Annotated in this window: 15 protein-coding genes; 2 read left to right on the top strand and 13 right to left on the bottom strand. The window is 53.2% G+C overall.

The genetic code is table 11. The features are described from left to right. Window positions 1–4: 4 nt before the first annotated feature. From wzyE to trxA, 13 genes are all read right to left on the bottom strand, one after another. A complete protein-coding gene (gene wzyE, locus AC2FC2_RS09855; RefSeq protein ID WP_265556410.1) occupies window positions 5–1381 on the bottom strand; it encodes an ECA oligosaccharide polymerase in 1377 nt (458 codons plus the stop codon). Next, a complete protein-coding gene (locus tag AC2FC2_RS09850; RefSeq protein WP_490659155.1) occupies window positions 1378–2463 on the bottom strand; it encodes a TDP-N-acetylfucosamine:lipid II N-acetylfucosaminyltransferase in 1086 nt (361 codons plus the stop codon). The genes wzyE and AC2FC2_RS09850 overlap by 4 nt, the downstream gene beginning before the upstream one ends. Then, complete coding sequence (gene wzxE, locus AC2FC2_RS09845) at window positions 2460–3710, bottom strand: lipid III flippase WzxE (RefSeq protein WP_490659154.1); 1251 nt, start codon at window positions 3708–3710, stop codon at window positions 2460–2462. The genes AC2FC2_RS09850 and wzxE overlap by 4 nt, the downstream gene beginning before the upstream one ends. 1 nt (window position 3711) lies before the next feature. After that, complete coding sequence (gene rffA / locus AC2FC2_RS09840; RefSeq protein ID WP_490659153.1) at window positions 3712–4842, bottom strand: dTDP-4-amino-4,6-dideoxygalactose transaminase; 1131 nt, start codon at window positions 4840–4842, stop codon at window positions 3712–3714. After that, window positions 4829–5554, bottom strand: coding sequence for a dTDP-4-amino-4,6-dideoxy-D-galactose acyltransferase (rffC, locus tag AC2FC2_RS09835; protein ID WP_490659152.1), 726 nt, complete (start codon window positions 5552–5554; stop codon window positions 4829–4831). Before rffC ends, rffA begins: the two co-directional genes overlap by 14 nt. Then, window positions 5532–6413 carry a glucose-1-phosphate thymidylyltransferase RfbA gene (rfbA, locus tag AC2FC2_RS09830; protein ID WP_404760597.1) on the bottom strand — a complete coding sequence of 294 codons (882 nt, stop codon included), beginning with the start codon at window positions 6411–6413 and terminating at the stop codon, window positions 5532–5534. Before rfbA ends, rffC begins: the two co-directional genes overlap by 23 nt. A 52-nt stretch (window positions 6414–6465) precedes the next feature. After that, window positions 6466–7539 carry a dTDP-glucose 4,6-dehydratase gene (rffG, locus tag AC2FC2_RS09825; protein ID WP_265556416.1) on the bottom strand — a complete coding sequence of 358 codons (1074 nt, stop codon included), beginning with the start codon at window positions 7537–7539 and terminating at the stop codon, window positions 6466–6468. Beyond that, window positions 7530–8792, bottom strand: coding sequence for a UDP-N-acetyl-D-mannosamine dehydrogenase (wecC, locus tag AC2FC2_RS09820; protein WP_490659151.1), 1263 nt, complete (start codon window positions 8790–8792; stop codon window positions 7530–7532). The genes rffG and wecC overlap by 10 nt, the downstream gene beginning before the upstream one ends. Beyond that, a complete protein-coding gene (wecB, locus tag AC2FC2_RS09815; protein ID WP_209637839.1) occupies window positions 8789–9919 on the bottom strand; it encodes a non-hydrolyzing UDP-N-acetylglucosamine 2-epimerase in 1131 nt (376 codons plus the stop codon). The genes wecC and wecB overlap by 4 nt, the downstream gene beginning before the upstream one ends. Before the next feature lie 84 nt (window positions 9920–10003). After that, on the bottom strand, window positions 10004–11056 hold the full coding sequence (gene wzzE / locus AC2FC2_RS09810; RefSeq protein ID WP_209637841.1) for an ECA polysaccharide chain length modulation protein: 1053 nt from the start codon (window positions 11054–11056) through the stop codon (window positions 10004–10006). 20 nt (window positions 11057–11076) lie between these two features. Continuing rightward, on the bottom strand, window positions 11077–12174 hold the full coding sequence (gene wecA / locus AC2FC2_RS09805; RefSeq protein WP_490659150.1) for a UDP-N-acetylglucosamine--undecaprenyl-phosphate N-acetylglucosaminephosphotransferase: 1098 nt from the start codon (window positions 12172–12174) through the stop codon (window positions 11077–11079). A 314-nt stretch (window positions 12175–12488) separates the two neighbouring features. Continuing rightward, the gene (gene rho / locus AC2FC2_RS09800) at window positions 12489–13748 is read right to left on the bottom strand and encodes a transcription termination factor Rho (RefSeq protein ID WP_037422810.1); all 1260 of its coding nucleotides are present in this window, start codon (window positions 13746–13748) and stop codon (window positions 12489–12491) included. Window positions 13749–14326: 578 nt separating this feature from the next. Then, window positions 14327–14653: a thioredoxin TrxA gene (gene trxA, locus AC2FC2_RS09795; protein ID WP_209637845.1), complete on the bottom strand. Its 327-nt coding sequence runs from the start codon at window positions 14651–14653 to the stop codon at window positions 14327–14329. A gap of 117 nt (window positions 14654–14770) precedes the next feature. Between trxA and rhlB the strand changes: the two genes are divergently transcribed. Both rhlB and ppx read left to right on the top strand, forming a co-directional pair. Then, a complete protein-coding gene (rhlB, locus tag AC2FC2_RS09790; protein WP_490659149.1) occupies window positions 14771–16057 on the top strand; it encodes an ATP-dependent RNA helicase RhlB in 1287 nt (428 codons plus the stop codon). 6 nt (window positions 16058–16063) lie between these two features. Continuing rightward, window positions 16064–17560 (top strand): exopolyphosphatase, encoded by a 1497-nt coding sequence (gene ppx / locus AC2FC2_RS09785; protein WP_209637850.1) that lies wholly within the window; start codon window positions 16064–16066, stop codon window positions 17558–17560. Window positions 17561–17576 lie beyond the last annotated feature (16 nt).

The raw sequence follows: 17576 nt of genomic DNA, 5'->3' as shown, positions 1-17576 counted from the left end.
TACCTTACAAAAGGCTGTCGGCCTGAACGGATGACGCAGGCGCTGTCAGCGTGCGCGAACGCAGCACACGCGCCTTAATCAAGCCGGCAGAGTCAAACAACCAGTACAGCAATTTTGCCATCAGCAAACAGGCACCAAAAATAAGGCAGAAGAACACCACGCGTGAGACAAACGAATCCACGCCCTCGCGAGCCAACACGATGATGTTGAATACCGCACCGAAGCAGAAACTCTGCAATATGGCAGCCTTATAACGGTTCGGCTCGCTTTTGCCCATCTCATACAGCCAGTCGAACCATTTGATGATCATACCCACCAAGACCGCGCCAACCGGAATGAACAGCGCGCCCCCCATGACCACCAACGAACCGATCAGCGTCGGTGAGATTGCCAGGCCTGAATGGTTATTCAACACTTCCCAGGTGAAGTAGTTGGCGGTATTTAGCACGGTATCCGGCCGCCCCGGCCAGAGCCACGCCGGAATAAAGACGTAGAAATCACGCACTATAGGTGCCAGGCCCTGGAAATCAATCTTGTCGTAATTTTGCAGCAGTAACGCCAGGTTTTCCCACGGCGAGAACGTATCACGCGTCAGATAGAGGAACGTATAAAACGCCTCGGGGCCGCTGACGTCCAGGCTGTAGCGCTTCAACGCCAACCAGAACATACCAACGATACCAAACACCCCGGCGGCTACCAGCATCCACAACGAGATCCATCCCCGCACAATGCCGATGAACAGAAATAGCGAGAAGGCAATAATGATATTGGCGCGGGTCCCACCGACAATCACGTAGGTCAAAATGCCAAAAGCGACCGTTGCCGCCAGGAAAAAGAACCAGGCACGCAAATCTTGTTTCAGGAAGTAGACCACCAGCATCGCCGGGATAAAGAAATAGAAGAACCGCTTGAGCGCCACGCCAGAGACATCACTGGAGAAAATCTGGCTGTAGGAATTGAGCTTGAACAGCAAGAAACCGTTTTGCATAAAGAAAATGCCAACAGTGACAATGGCGACTAACGCCAGCAATACCCACGTCAGGTTGGTTTCCACCCGGTTCATGGTAAATACCGGCTTACGCGGCTGCACGCTACGCTTTCGCAACCGGGTTTTATAGCTGACGTAGTAAATCGCATAAAACGCAGTGGCGGAGAGAATGGCGTACAGCAGGAACTCCACAGGCACCACCTCAACGTCGAACTGAAACACCAGCAGGCACGTCAGTGGGAAGCCGAAGTAAAACGTCAGCAGATACAGCAGCGAAAAAAACACGTTGAAGTTAAAGCGGACGCGCCGGAACTCCTGATAGGTCAATGTCAGAACAAACAACGTGCCTATCAGGTAGACAACAAATAACCCGCCAAATTGCGCCAGCGTCATGACTGCTCCCCTGCTGCCAGGGTTAATGCCTGCTGCCAGCCATCAACGTAGTTAGGATTGAAGAAGGCGATCGCCTGCTTATCCACCGATGCCAATTGGCGTTGCGCTTCTCGTACCACCGCCTCATCCAGTGAGTCGCCATAAAACAGCACCGGCAGATGCTGCTCGGCCAGATCCTGCCAGAATGGGTTCTGTCGACTCAGGACGAACGGCACACCGAACTGGATCAGCAGACACAGGGTGCCAATGCCCTGCTGACGGTTAAAGATGAAGTAACCGAGATCGCACTCACGCAGGATATTCAGGTAATCGTCAAATGCCACCTGCTGCGTCAGTATCTGCAGGTTCCTGGCGCTAAATAACGCCAGCCCGGCTGCACGTACTTGCTCAATATAAGCATCGTTATTGGCCGGATACCCCATCGGCAAGATCACTCGAACATCGGCACCAAACTGCTGATGAATCGCTTTCAGCGCCTCCACGTGCCGGTTGGTACGATCGCCCGAATTTCCCACCAGAATGGTCATTGGGCCAGCCAGGTTTTTCTCTACGTTAATGCCGGTTAACGCCGGATCCATCCGTGTCGGGAAATACAGCAGAGAAGCCGGCACACGCGCATGGCGCTGCTGATAGTGGATGACGTCACCACGGGTGGCGAACACGTGCCCCACCCGGCCCTGCGCAATACGGCGCAGTAAATAGAACAGACGGAATTTCCAACTGGTGGCGTCTTCATAAAGATCGGCCCCCCAGATGTGCCAACTCACCTGATGCGCTTTGATCTTCCCACTTAACAATGCCAGCCACAGCGTAGGGTTAAATTGGCCATGCAGGAAGAAACGCTGGTTGCGATCGGCCTGAGCACGGGCAATGACCGCCATCGCCAGACTTTTTTTGTCCGGATAGCCTTCAATGTTCAGATCGGGGAACGACCCTAGCGCAGCGGCGTCTTTCGCCGCTACCATGAAATGGCGCGTCTGATCGGACGGCAGGCGCTTCGCCAACACGTCGTTGAAGAAACGCAGCACCGTCTGATTGTGATGCGGGATATCAGATCCCAATACGTGAATCAGTGTGGTCATACTCGTCTACGATAAAGAATAAATACGCAGCTACAGAGCGCGAAATACACGATGTAGGTTGCCATGTAAGCCTGCGTCGCGCCCAACGCACCGTGCAAGGGTATCAACCAATGCGAGAACAGCGTCAACAGCAGGAACTGACTGACTTCGGTCAGGATATAAAAACGCAGCGACGCTTTGGCAATAACCAGGTAGCCAAACACATAAGCGCCAACTTTCAATACGTCCCCCACCAGCTGCCAGGCAAACAGATCGCGCATCGCGATGAACTTGTCCGTAAACAGTAACCAGATGGCGAAATCACGTAACAGCCAGACGGTGAAACTTACCGCGGCCACCGCAGGCAGCACAAATTTAAGTGAACGCACGATCTCCTGCGAGATGGCGCTTTTTTCCTTCAACCGTGACAACGTGGGTAACAGATAAACGGTAAATGAAGCGGTGATAAACTGGAGGTAAGCATCGGAGATACTGCTCACCCCCTGCCAAATCCCCACTTCATCCCAGCTGTAATGGCTCGCCAGCAAGTTACGCATCATCACGTAGGCCACTGGCAGCGTCACCGACGTGATCAACGCCATAATAGTGAACTTGCCAAGATGGCTGGCTAATGCCTTGTCCCATGCCAGCGCAAAATAGCGCAGCGGCAGGGTTTTGCGTCGCCACAACATAAAGCCTGCGGGCAACACCACGAGTGCAGGCACCAGCGCCAACCCTGCCAGTGCGCCTTCATAACCCCCGAGCGTAAAGCACAGGTAGTACGCCACGACACCAATCAAGCTGCCGGCAATCACCGCCAGTGCGTTGCCCATCGCATCACGATAGCCCTTCAGCACCGCCATAAACAGGTTGGCGTAGGCAATGCCCATCTGTATAAACGCCACCGCCCGCACCACGTTCACATACTCAGCATGGCCGAACAACCCGATACTGATGGGTTCAGCCGCGAACAGAAACACCAGTGCCAACAGCGTGGAAAAACCCAGAACGATAGTCGATGCCGTGCCAACAGCCAGCCGCAGCCGTTGTGGATCCTGATGATATTCGGCAACGTATTTAGTGATACCGTTAAAAATCCCGGCGCCGGACAACACGCCCAACACGGTAATCAACTGGCGGAAGTTACCCGCTTGCCCAACCCCGCTGGGACCAAACGCCACGGCCAGCAGTTTCACCACCAACAGCCCTACGCCAATCTTGATTAGCGTAGAGCCGGCAGTCCAAATCGACGCTTTTGCCAGTGACATATCAAGCGCAGAAGTTAAGAATGGTATTGATCACCGTGCGTTGAGTGACATCAGACATATTGTAGAACAATGGCAAACGGACCAGACGTGCACTCTCTTGGCTGGTGAAGCGATCTTCACCGGCAAAACGACCGAAGCGATCGCCCGCTGGGCACGCGTGTAGCGGAATATAATGGAATACCGCCATGATTTCGGCTTCTTTCAAATAATTGATAAACGCCGTGCGGTCCTCAATATCGCGCAATTTGATATAGAACATATGCGCATTTTGTACGCAGCCCGTCGGGATAGTCGGCAGAAAGATCCGACCCGCCTTGGCTAATGGCAGGAGGCTATCGTGATACTGTTGCCACAGCGCCAAGCGACGGTGGTTGATACGATCGGCAGCTTCAAGTTGGCCCCAGAGATAGGCCGCTTGCAGGTCTGACATCAGGTAGCTCGAGCCAATATCACGCCAGGTGTACTTATCAACTTGACCACGGAAGAACTGGCTGCGGTTGGTGCCTTTCTCACGGATGACCTCCGCCCGGTCGATCAGCGCCGGATCGTTAATCAGCGTGGCACCGCCTTCCCCACCCGCAGTGTAATTTTTGGTTTCGTGGAAGCTAAAGCAGCCAATATGGCCGATGGTGCCAAGCGCCTTCCCTTTGTAGGTAGACATCACGCCTTGCGCGGCATCTTCCACCACGAACAGGTTATACTTTTTCGCCAGCGCCATGATGGTGTCCATTTCGCAGGCCACGCCAGCATAATGTACCGGCACAATAGCGCGGGTCTTGTCGGTGATCGCGGCTTCGATTTTAGTTTCATCGATGTTCATGGTGTCTGGACGCAGATCGACAAACACCACGGTGGCGCCTCGAAGCACAAAAGCGTTAGCCGTTGAAACAAAGGTGAAACTCGGCATGATCACTTCATCGCCCGGCTGGATATCCAGCAGGATTGCCGCCATTTCCAGCGACGCGGTGCAAGATGGCGTCAACAACACCTTCGGGCTACCAAACCGCTGTTCCATCCATTGCTGGCAGCGGCGGGTAAACCCACCGTCACCACACAGCTTGCCACTGCCCATCGCAGCCTGCATATAGTCAAGTTCGGTACCAACAACCGGTGGTGCGTTAAATGGGATCATGTTTTCCTCTGTATAACCAATACGAGGTGCTTTCAATCACAGCACCCTGTCGTTGATAGAGCCGTAATGCGGCAATGTTTCCGAGCTGGGTCGCAACCCGCAGACGCTTTAGCGACCGGCATTCAGCAATGGCCGCAGCCATCAATCGCGCGCCAATCCCTTTACCAGACGCGCCGGGGAATGCCGCCAGTAAACCGATTCGCATTTCTTGGTTGCCAATATCGCGCAGGCTGACAAACCCCTCGGGCTGTCCGGTAGCATCCAGCGCCAATAGACATTGATGGTCAAATGTCCCCAAGACCGCTTTTTCGATCCAGGCGGCATAGAAACGACCGCTGTCTTGGACATCATACCAAGGGGCACGGAAACGGCTGGCAGTGAACACGCGGGCCGCGGCAGCACGCAGCGCCGGAATATCGGTAGGCACAGCCAGGCGGATGCCCTGCGGAGACACATTTTGGGATGAGGCACATTCCGTGCCGATATTCAGCACAAGATCAACTTCACCCTCAACCAATTGAAAACCTAGCTGAGCCAGTCCGTCGGCCCACGCTGTTTGATGTGCCGGGATTTTGGCCTGTACCAAAGCCCAGCCAGCCAGATCGGCCTCGGCTAGCGCCGGGGCCGTATCGGAAAAGTTGAGTTTTGCGCTAGTAAGGGCGAAAAACTCAGATTCCCATGCTAAGGGATCAATAGTGGCGTGGACGTACATGCAGTAGATCCAGCAAATACTTGCCGTAACCGGTTTTGGATAGTGCGCTGGCGGCACGCTTCAGGCCTTTATCATCCAGCCAACCGTTACGCCAGGCAATCTCTTCCAGACAGGCGATTTTGAAGCCCTGACGTTTTTCTACCGTCTGCACAAAGCTACTGGCTTCCAGCAGGCTGTCGTGGGTACCGGTATCCAGCCAGGCAAAACCACGGCCTAGCAGTTCAACGGTCAGTTCACCACGCTCCAGATACATCTGGTTAATGCTGGTGATTTCCAACTCACCACGCTCCGAAGGTTTCACCTGTTTAGCAAATTCCACAACCTGCTTGTCGTAGAAGTACAAGCCGGTCACTGCCCAGTCAGATTTAGGCTTTTTCGGTTTTTCTTCAATCGACAATGCGCGGAAATTCTCGTCAAACTCCACCACACCGAAGCGATCGGGATCCATCACCTGATAGCCAAATACCGTTGCACCTTCGGTACGCGTCGCGACAGTTTTCAGTTTAGGGCTGAAAGATTGGCCGAAGAAGATGTTATCCCCCAACACTAAACAACAGGAGTCTCCATTGATGAACTCTTCACCAATCAAGAACGCCTGAGCCAAGCCTTCTGGCTTCGGTTGTGCGGCATAGCTGAGATTCACACCAAACTGATCGCCGCTCCCCAACAAGCGCTGGAACGAAGGCAAATCTTCCGGGGTAGAAATAATCAAAATGTCGCGGATACCAGCCAACATCAGCACCGACATCGGGTAATAAATCATCGGCTTATCGTAAATAGGCAACAGTTGCTTGGATACGCCACGGGTAATAGGGTGCAAACGGGTACCGGAACCGCCAGCCAGAATAATGCCTTTCATACTTACTCCAAAAATCTGCAGGACCGCCACTCAGGTAACGGCCTCGCTGTATTTAGTCTGATAAACCTAAACGTTCACCCGCATAGGAACCGTCCTGAACACGACGCCACCAGGTTTCATTGTTCAGATACCAAGAAACCGTTTTGCGGATACCGCTTTCAAAGGTTTCCTGTGGGCGCCAGCCCAGCTCCCGGTCAATTTTTCCGGCATCGATCGCATAACGCATATCGTGGCCCGGACGATCCTTGACGTAAGTAATCAGGTCACGGTATTTCCCCACGCCCTGTGGTTTATTCGGTGCCAACTCTTCCAGCAGATCGCAAATGGTATGCACGACTTCAATATTCTTGCGCTCATTGTGGCCACCGATATTGTAGGTCTCACCGACCACGCCTTCGGTAACCACCTGGTATAATGCACGCGCATGATCTTCAACATACAGCCAATCACGCACCTGTGCGCCATCGCCATACACCGGTAAGGGTTTACCGGCCACGGCATTGAGGATCACCAGCGGGATCAGCTTCTCCGGGAAGTGATATGGGCCGTAATTATTGGAACAGTTGGTGACCAGCGTCGGCAAGCCATAGGTACGCAACCAGGCGCGGACCAGATGATCGCTGGACGCCTTGGAGGCCGAATAGGGGCTGCTCGGCGAGTAAGGCGTGGTTTCAGTGAACAAATCGTCCGTACCGTGCAGATCGCCATACACTTCATCGGTGGAGATGTGATGAAAACGGAAACTCTGCTTCTTCTCTGCATCCAGCGGTTGCCAATAATGGCGGGCCGCCTCCAACATGGTGTAGGTACCCACCACGTTGGTTTCAATAAATGCCGCCGGGCCATCGATAGAACGGTCAACATGGCTTTCCGCCGCCAGGTGCATGATCACGTCCGGCTGATACTGGGCAAATACCCGATCCAATGCCGAACGATCGCAAATATCCACCTGTTCAAACGAATAGCGTTCGTTATCGGCAACCACCGAGAGCGACTCCAGATTGCCCGCGTAGGTGAGTTTGTCTACCACCAGGACGCTGTCCTGCGTAGCTTCGATGATGTGCCTCACGACCGCTGAGCCAATAAAGCCAGCCCCACCAGTGACTAAAATACGTTTCAACGCCATACCCCTTTGGTATCCACAACCCATGTTTGTTTTATTTCTTCCGGCTTAATTGCCTTGAACTGCTTGTGATCGACCAACATCACGATCACATCTGCCTGTTGCAATGCTTCAGGCAGCGTTTTCAGCGTCACATGGCCCGCCAGTGATTTCGGCAACTGCTCAACGTTAGGCTCAACGACAAGCGTTTCACCAACGTGCCAATCGGCAATCAGGTGTGCCACTTCAACCGCAGGGCTTTCGCGCAGATCGTCGATATTTGGCTTAAAGGCTAAACCAAAGCAGGCAATTTTCACTTCGGATGCACGCTTGTCGGTCGCCGCCAGGCAGTCAGCAACCGCCGCCTTAACGCGATCCACCACCCACAGCGGTTTTCCGTCATTCACCAGGCGCGCAGTATGGATCAAACGCGCCTGCTGCGGATTTTGCGAGACAATGAACCACGGATCGACCGCGATACAATGGCCTCCAACACCAGGGCCTGGTTGCAGAATATTTACCCGCGGATGGCGATTCGCCAGCCGGATAAGCTCCCACACGTTGATGCCCTGTTCCGCGCAAATCAGCGACAGTTCATTGGCAAACGCGATGTTCACATCGCGGAAGCTGTTTTCGGTCAGCTTGCACATCTCAGCGGTGCGCGAATTGGTAATGACGCACTCACCTTCGAGGAAAATTTTATACAGCGTGCTGGCACGCTCTGAGCATTTTGGCGTCATGCCACCAATAACGCGGTCGTTCTGAATCAGCTCAACCATCACCTGCCCTGGCAACACACGCTCTGGGCAGTAAGCGATGTTCACGTCGGCAGACTCACCTGCCTGCTGAGGGAAGCTGAGATCGCTACGCGCCTCGGCCAGCCACTGGGCCATCTGTTCGGTGGCGCCGACCGGAGAGGTCGACTCCAAAATAACCAGATCGCCCTTTTTCAGCACCGGAGCCAGGGATTTTGCCGCAGCTTCGACATAAGCCAGATCCGGCTCATGATCGCCTTTAAACGGCGTTGGCACCGCGATCAAGAAAGCATCTGCGGCAAGAGGTTGAGTTACGGCTTGCAGATAACCGCCATCGACCGCGTCTTTCACCACTTTATCCAGGTCGGGTTCCACGATATGGATCGCGCCACGATTGATGGTATCTACCGCATGTTGGTTAACATCTACGCCCACCACTTTTTTCTTACGGGAGGCGAACGCCGCCGCTGTTGGCAGGCCGATATAACCCAGGCCGATAACTGAAATAGTGTTAAAACTCATAGTGTCACCTGATGGTTCTTCAAAGCTTCAAGAATACGCTGGCAGGCATGCCCGTCACCGTAAGGGTTATGCGCCCGGCTCATGGCGTGATATTCACTTTCATCCGTCAGCAAGCGGGTTACGGCGTCGACAATTTTTGCCACGTCGGTGCCCACCAGACGCACCGTGCCTGAATCTACCGCTTCCGGTCGCTCGGTGGTGTCACGCATTACCAGCACAGGTTTGCCCAATGACGGCGCCTCTTCCTGAATGCCGCCAGAATCGGTCAGGATCAAATAAGACTTGGCCATCAGATACACGAAGGGCAAATAATCTTGCGGATCGATCAGAATAATATTATCGATCCCTTTCAAAATGCGGTTGACCGGCTCGCTGACATTTGGATTGAGATGCACCGGATACACCACCTGCACATCGGGATGCGTGCGTGCAATTTCTGCAAGTGCGCTGCAGATCCGCTCAAAACCACCACCAAAGCTTTCGCGACGGTGGCCTGTAACCAGAATCAATTTCTTATTGGCATCCAGGAACGGATAACGCTGTGCCAGGCTGTCATGCAATGCGGTATCACCCATCACCCGATCGCGTACCCAGAACAGCGCGTCGATCACCGTGTTACCGGTGACGAAAATATGATCGTCCGGCAGCAGTTCCCGCAACAGATTCTGACGCGAATTTTCCGTCGGAGCGAAGTGATACATCGCCAGATGGCCGGTCAGCTTACGGTTAGCTTCTTCTGGCCACGGCGAATAAAGGTTGCCGGTGCGCAGACCTGCCTCAACGTGCCCTACGGGAATACGCTGATAAAACGCCGCCAGACTCGTCGCTAGCGTCGTGGTAGTGTCACCATGAACCAGCACTACGTCCGGTTTGAACTCCTCGAGAACGCCTTTCAGACCTTCCAGAATACGGCAGGTAATCTCACTCAATCCCTGACCGGGCTTCATGATATTCAAGTCGTAATCAGGCACTATTTCAAATAACCGCAATACCTGATCCAACATCTCACGATGCTGTGCCGTCACGCAGACTCTTGATTCAAAGGCTTCATCCTGAGCCAGGGCATGTACCAGCGGTGCCATTTTGATGGCTTCAGGTCTGGTGCCGAAAACAGTCAACACTTTCACAGCGAATCTCTTTTGGTCGGTTAACCGCAGGCGTACCTGCGAATTGGGCGCTTACGCGCCCATCAGCGAATTATTATATTATTTTTAATTACGCGGCCGACGCACCAGGGCAACACCTGCGCCAACCAAAGCACCCATCGCGCCCCACATGATCAGCCAGAATATCCGCCGCGGGCTATCACGTTTTACCGGCTCTTCAGGCGTCCGCAAATAGCGGTAAGTCTGAAACTTTTCGTCCAACGTCGGGCCAACGTTCAATGTCGACAGCATCGCACGATTTTGATCGTAATCCAGATCGAATGTAGGCCCCGAAGCCTGTAACCCCTCCAGGCGTGCCTGCAGCATAGGTTTACCCAGCAGGAACAGATCGGAGTCTGGCAGCTGTTCTGCCGGTGTATCGGTTTGAGTCCGGCTGATGCCCTGCGTTTCGGCAATTTTCAACGCCTGTTGAATGGTATTCAACTCGCGCTTATACACCGCCTCTGCGACCGCTTCCTGGCGCTTGACCTGCGCTTTCATCGAGGTGGTACGGGCAGCCCAAGCCCCCTGGATCTCTTCGTTCAAGTGCTGTGCTGCACGGTGGCTGGCAAAGGCGACGTACTGGCGCAGCAGACGGTTAGCATCTGCTGCCGTTTCCGCCGTCAATTTCACACCGTCGTTCGGCACCTTTTTATCATCACGCGCAGTAAACTGTATGTTGTTAATCAGTTCGTCGAGCAATGCCGCATCAGCGCCCGCATCGCCTTCCTGACGCTGCTTGTAATAATCGCTCTGCAGCCAAAAATCACGACGTGTATCGTAAGCGGCCAACTGCATAATGAATTCATTATACGCTTCGTCAGCAATGCCTGGCTGCTCACTGGCAGCAGCTGGCATGGTTCTTACATCCAGATTGCGCAGGAATTGTTGTTGGGAGTAATAACCGCCCAATGCATTTACGGTTGGCCTGTCAGTAATCGCCGTTGCACTCCATTCCTGTTTCACCAGGTAGGAAACGACCAGCGCAACCACGGCAAACAATGCCGCAATACCAATAATCCATGGTTTACCGCGCCACAGGGTACAACACAGGCCACGGATATCGAGTTCGTTATCCACTGCCGGGGCGTTCTTGTTAGACATTGTTTCTGGATTCATCACTGCCCAAAAGCCTCTGATTAAGATACTTGCTTATTGCTGTTCGAACGCCGCAGACGACGTTTGATACGCTTAATGTAACGTGCAACACGCCAGGCGCGTTTAATGCAGTAACCGTATAAGAAGAAAGCAAGCAAGAATAATGCCAACATTACCCATTCAGGGATGAAAGTAAGGCGTTCACCCAACACACCGATGGCAGCCAACAGCGCAGCTGCCAGCGTAATCAGCACAAAAGCCTGCCGCGGCGTGAAGCCCGCACGCATGATCAAATGGTGAATATGTTGACGGTCTGGGGAAAAGGGACTCATCCCCTTACGTAAGCGACGGTACATGATGGCAATCATGTCCATCAGCGGAATAGCGATAATCCACAACGCAGTGACAGGGTTAATAGAATGAGCTTTACCCTGCGAGCTTTGCAGCAGCAGCCAAATGGCGGTGAAACCGATCAACGTACTGCCGGCATCGCCCATAAACACCTTATACCGCCGACCAAGAATGCCGAGGTTAAGCAGGATATAAGGCACGATGGCGGCAATCATCGCGAAACACCAGAAGGCCAGATCAGAATGACCGCTCAGATATAACAATACGCCCAGCGCACCGAAAGAGACGCATGACAGCCCTCCCAGCAGGCCGTCAATGCCATCCACCATGTTAAAAGCATTGATGGCCGCCCAAACGGCGAACAGCGTCACCAGGTAGCCGAACGGCCCCAGCTGCATTTCCCAGTCACCCAGCACATGGCCAAAACTGCGCAAGTAGAGCCCAGCAAAGACCATCATCGCAATGCCAACCAGTGCCTGAACCAGCGCACGAATTTTAACGCTGATGTCGAAACGATCGTCAAGCGCACCAACGAACACTAATATCCCCGCACAAGTGAGGTAGAGTTTGCCATGCGCAATCGTTTGGTCAGAAATAAGGAAGGCAAAGCACAATCCGGCATAAACAGAAATACCCCCGACCAGAGGAATGAGCCCCTGATGCCGTTTACGGTAATTCGGTTTATCAACCAGACCAATACGTTTTGCTGCTTTACGGGCAACAAAGAGAAAAGCCAAAGAAAACAGGAAAACAAATAGAATTTCAGTACTCATAGTGAGTAAGTTCACAGTTAACAAGATCTCTGTAGAAGATAAGGCAGCTTAACACGGGCGACAGGTTGCGCCATGGGATCCCGCTACCTTTCAGTCATTTCCTATGACAACAGCCACTCATTCTTATTTCACCTTGTCTGCTTGCTGTTTCGACAGTAACAAAGCGCGAACGACGAAACATCGACCGCAAATAAGATGAATTCTCAGTAAGTCACGAAAATGACTTACGTTTCCATTTCTGTTACTTATCGTATCTGCCAAAAGCAAAAAACGCCACGACTAGGCGTGGCGTTCTCTGAATTTTTTACTCAATTATGAGCGCATCGTCATTATGAGCGCTTCATCATATCGAAGAATTCATCATTGGTCTTGGTCATGGCCAACTTGTTAATGAGGAACTCCATCGCATCAATCTCACCCATTGGGTGGATGATTTTACGCAGGATCCACATTTTCTGCAGTTCTTCAGACGTGGTAAGTAATTCTTCTTTACGTGTACCAGAGCGGTTGTAGTCGATCGCAGGGAATACACGCTTCTCGGCGATTTTACGCGCCAGGTGTAATTCCATGTTGCCGGTACCTTTAAACTCTTCGTAGATAACTTCGTCCATTTTCGACCCGGTATCGACCAGCGCGGTAGCGATGATGGTCAGGCTGCCGCCTTCCTCAACGTTACGTGCCGCACCGAAGAAACGCTTAGGACGATGCAGGGCGTTGGCATCCACACCACCGGTCAACACTTTACCGGAAGCCGGTACTACGGTGTTGTAGGCACGCGCCAGACGAGTAATGGAGTCAAGCAAGATGATAACGTCTTTTTTGTGCTCGACCAGGCGCTTGGCCTTCTCGATCACCATTTCTGCAACCTGAACGTGGCGCGAGGCTGGTTCATCAAAGGTAGAAGCAATAACTTCGCCCTTAACCAGACGCTGCATCTCGGTCACTTCTTCCGGACGTTCGTCGATCAGCAGAACCATCAGCACGCAGTCTGGATGGTTGTAGGCGATGCTCTGCGCAATGTTCTGCAGCAGCATGGTTTTACCGGCTTTCGGCGGAGCAACAATCAGACCACGTTGACCACGACCAATCGGTGAAGCCAGGTCCAGCACGCGTGCGGTCAAGTCTTCGGTTGAGCCGTTACCGCGTTCCATCCGCAGACGGGAGTTGGCATGCAGTGGTGTTAAGTTCTCGAACAGGATCTTGCTGCGGGCGTTTTCCGGTTTGTCGTAGTTAACTTCATTAACTTTCAACAGGGCAAAGTAACGCTCGCCTTCTTTTGGCGGACGAATCTTACCGGAAATGGTGTCACCTGTACGGAGGTTGAAACGGCGGATTTGGCTAGGGGATACGTAGATGTCGTCGGGGCCTGCAAGGTAGGAGCTGTCTCCAGAGCGGAGGAAACCAAATCCATCTTGCAATATTTCCAACACGCCATCGCCGAAGATATCTTCTCCACTTTTCGCATGCTGCTTAAGGATAGAGAAGATAATGTCCTGCTTGCGCATACGGGCAAGGTTTTCCAGCCCCATATTTTCGCCGAGAGTAATCAGCTCAGAAACCGGCGTATTCTTTAATTCGGTAAGATTCATAGTGGTGGGTTCTTAAACTCGGGGTATGTCTCGAACTTATATCGTGAATGGTATGGCAGCGGGATATATCTTTCGGCTTTCTGGTGGTTGCGTTGGTTTCCCGTGTTAACCCCAGCCACTTAGCGGACTAAGCTACGGAGATTCGTTCGGTTGCCGACTGGCCACACCCTGAAATCCATTGGATATTCGTGCCTGTTTACTGGACGTTCGATCACCGGGCGCTGAGCTGTCACGGTAAGAAATGGCTTACAGAGGACGCGCGCATTGACGGTTTAAGATCGAAGGTACCTTAAAATTGATTTTGCAAAACCGTTTGATTGTTAAAACACGGGCTGAGTTCATTTTTCTTTCAACGCCAGCGGTTCAACACAGAGTAACGCTTTAGATTTAGACTCTTTAGATTTAAAACTTCGGGCAAGTTCTATATGCAGTATGGTTAAACTTAACACGCTTCTTGGCAGGCGTCTAGCGGTGAATTGAACATCCCCGCCAGACGCCTGTATATCCCCGTTGCCTCTCACACTGCGACGTTGTGAACCGCAGTGTCAAATCCATTGGGCATACGGCTTCTCGCCCAATTACAGATTCGCGTTAAGGAAATCTTTGAGCTGGCCTTTGGACAACGCACCAACCTTGGTCGCAGCCACTTCACCGTTCTTGAACAACAACAGCGTAGGGATACCACGGATACCGTACTTAGGTGCGGTTGCCGGGTTTTGGTCGATATTCAGCTTGGTGATGGTCAGCTTGCCTTCGAACTCCTCGGCAATCTCATCCAGAATCGGAGCAATCATCTTGCACGGCCCACACCATTCAGCCCAGAAATCGACCAGGATTGGCCCTTCAGCTTTCAGCACGTCGGTGTCGAAGCTGCTGTCAGTCAGGTGAATAATTTTATCGCTCATGTTCTACTCCAAAGGATTGTGTCTACCTTGTTGGTGTAGCATTAACCAACCTAAGGTGACTTTATTTCACCGGATACGCTTTCGTAAAGCAATAGTTAGCTGATATTCTACCACACTATGAGCAAAACACACTTGACCGAACAGAAGTTTTCCGACTTCGCCCTGCACCCGTTAGTCCTTGAAGCCCTTGAAAAGAAAGGGTTTCAACATTGCACGCCTATCCAGGCGTTAGCATTGCCGCTCACGCTCTCTGGGCGTGACGTTGCAGGTCAGGCGCAAACCGGTACCGGAAAGACGCTGGCATTTTTAGCGTCTACTTTTCACTATTTGCTTTCTCACCCGGCGAAACAGGATCGCCAGACCAATCAGCCGCGCGCCTTGATCATGGCGCCAACGCGTGAGCTGGCGGTACAGATCCACTCCGACGCAGAAGCCCTGTCCAAATCTACCGGCCTGAAACTTGGCCTGGCATACGGTGGCGACGGCTACGACAAACAGCTGAAAGTGCTGGAAAGCGGCGTGGATATCCTGGTCGGTACTACCGGTCGTTTGATCGATTACGCCAAACAAAACTATATTGACCTGAGCGCAATCCAGGTTGTGGTATTGGATGAGGCCGATCGTATGTACGATCTGGGCTTTATCAAAGATATCCGCTGGTTGTTCCGTCGTATGCCTCCGGTCGATCAACGCCTGAACATGCTGTTCTCTGCCACGTTGTCTTATCGCGTACGCGAGCTGGCTTTCGAACAAATGAACAACGCTGAATATGTTGAAGTGGAACCGGAACAGAAAACCGGCCACCGCATTAAAGAAGAGTTGTTCTACCCGTCCAACGAAGAAAAAATGCGCCTGTTACAGACGCTGATCGAAGAAGAATGGCCTGACCGCTGCATCATCTTCGCCAACACCAAGCATCGCTGTGAAGACATTTGGGGCCATCTGGCCGCCGATGGTCACCGTGTAGGCCTGTTGACCGGCGATGTCGCGCAGAAGAAGCGTCTGCGTATTCTGGACGATTTCACCAAGGGTAACCTGGATATTCTGGTTGCCACCGACGTCGCCGCCCGCGGTCTTCACATCCCGCTGGTTACGCACGTATTCAACTACGATCTGCCTGACGACTGCGAGGACTATGTCCACCGTATTGGTCGTACCGGTCGTGCCGGCGAAAGCGGTCACTCCATCAGTCTGGCCTGTGAAGAGTATGCGCTCAACCTGCCGGCGATCGAAACCTATACCGGCCACTGCATTCCAGTGAGCAAGTACAACAGCGATGCCTTAATGAGTGACTTGCCTGCGCCTAAGCGCCTGGCTCGCCCACGCGGTGGCAACGGCCCGCGTCGTAACTCTTCGCCACGTCGTGGCGGTGCACCGCGCAACAACCGTAAACGTTCAGGCTGATAGACAATGCTCAGTTCCAGCGCACTTTATGCCGCGATCGACCTTGGCTCCAATAGCTTCCACATGTTGGTGGTGCGCGAGGTAGCCGGCAGTATTCAAACACTGGCGCGCATTAAGCGCAAAGTGCGCCTGGCAGCCGGGCTGGATCAGAACAACCACCTGTCGCAAGAAGCTATGCAGCGCGGTTGGCAATGTTTGAAGCTGTTCTCTGAACGCCTGCAGGACATTCCCCGTGAACAGATTCGCGTAGTCGCCACGGCTACGCTGCGTCTGGCGTGCAATGCCGATGAATTCCTACAGACTGCCGAGCAGATCCTTGGTTGCCCGATCCAGGTGATCAGCGGCGAGGAAGAAGCCCGCCTGATCTACCACGGTGTTGCCCATACTACCGGTGGACCAGACCAACGTTTAGTGGTCGATATCGGTGGCGGCAGTACCGAATTAGTCACAGGTACCGGCGCACAGGCAGCCCAGCTGTATAGCCTGTCGATGGGGTGTGTCACCTGGCTGGAGCGTTTTTTCAGCGATCGCAATCTGGGGCAGGAGAATTTCGAACGGGCTGAACAGGCTGCGCGTGAAATGGTGCGCCCTATTGCGCCACAGCTGCGTCAACACGGTTGGCAGATCTGCGTCGGCGCTTCCGGCACCGTCCAGGCACTGCAGGAAATCATGGTTGCGCAGGGTATGGATGAACGAATCACCCTGTCCAAACTGCGTCAGTTGAAACAACGTGCCATTCAGTGCGGTAAGTTGGAAGAGCTGGAAATTGAAGGGCTGACGCTGGAACGCGCGCTGGTATTTCCCAGTGGGCTATCCATCCTGCTGGCGATTTTCCAGGAACTGGGTATTGAAAGCATGATGCTGGCTGGCGGCGCACTGCGCGAAGGCTTGGTCTACGGCATGCTGCACCTGCCAGTGGAACAGGATATTCGCAGCCGCACGATTCGCAACCTGCAACGTCGCTATCTGTTGGACACCGAGCAGGCCGAACGCGTCAGCCAATTGGCTGCCAACTTTTCGCAGCAGGTCAGTAATGAATGGCAATTGGATGCGCGATGTCGCGAGTTATTGCACAGCGCCTGCCTGATCCACGAAATTGGCCTCAGTGTTGATTTCAAGCAAGCGCCGCAACACGCCGCTTATCTGATCCGCCATCTGGATTTACCCGGTTTTACCCCGGCGCAAAAAAAGCTGCTCGCCACCCTGCTGCAAAACCAAAGCAACACCATCGATCTGCCGCTGCTCAGCCAGCAAAACGCACTGCCACCGCGTATGGCGCAACGTTTATGCCGGATTCTGCGCTTGGCCATTATCTTTGCCAGCCGTCGTCGCGACGACACACTGCCTGCGGTACGCCTGCGTGCCAATAATGATGACGAACTGACAGTGATCCTGCCACCGGGCTGGCTTGAACAGCATCCATTACGCGCAGAAGCGCTGGATCAGGAAAGCCATTGGCAAAGCTATGTGCACTGGCCGCTCATCCTGGAAGAACAACGTTGATATGACAAGGGCGCTT

The organism is Serratia sp. CoH_122_TC_1 (genome assembly GCF_058191755.1).
This window is presented reverse-complemented; position numbering and strand designations above follow the sequence as displayed.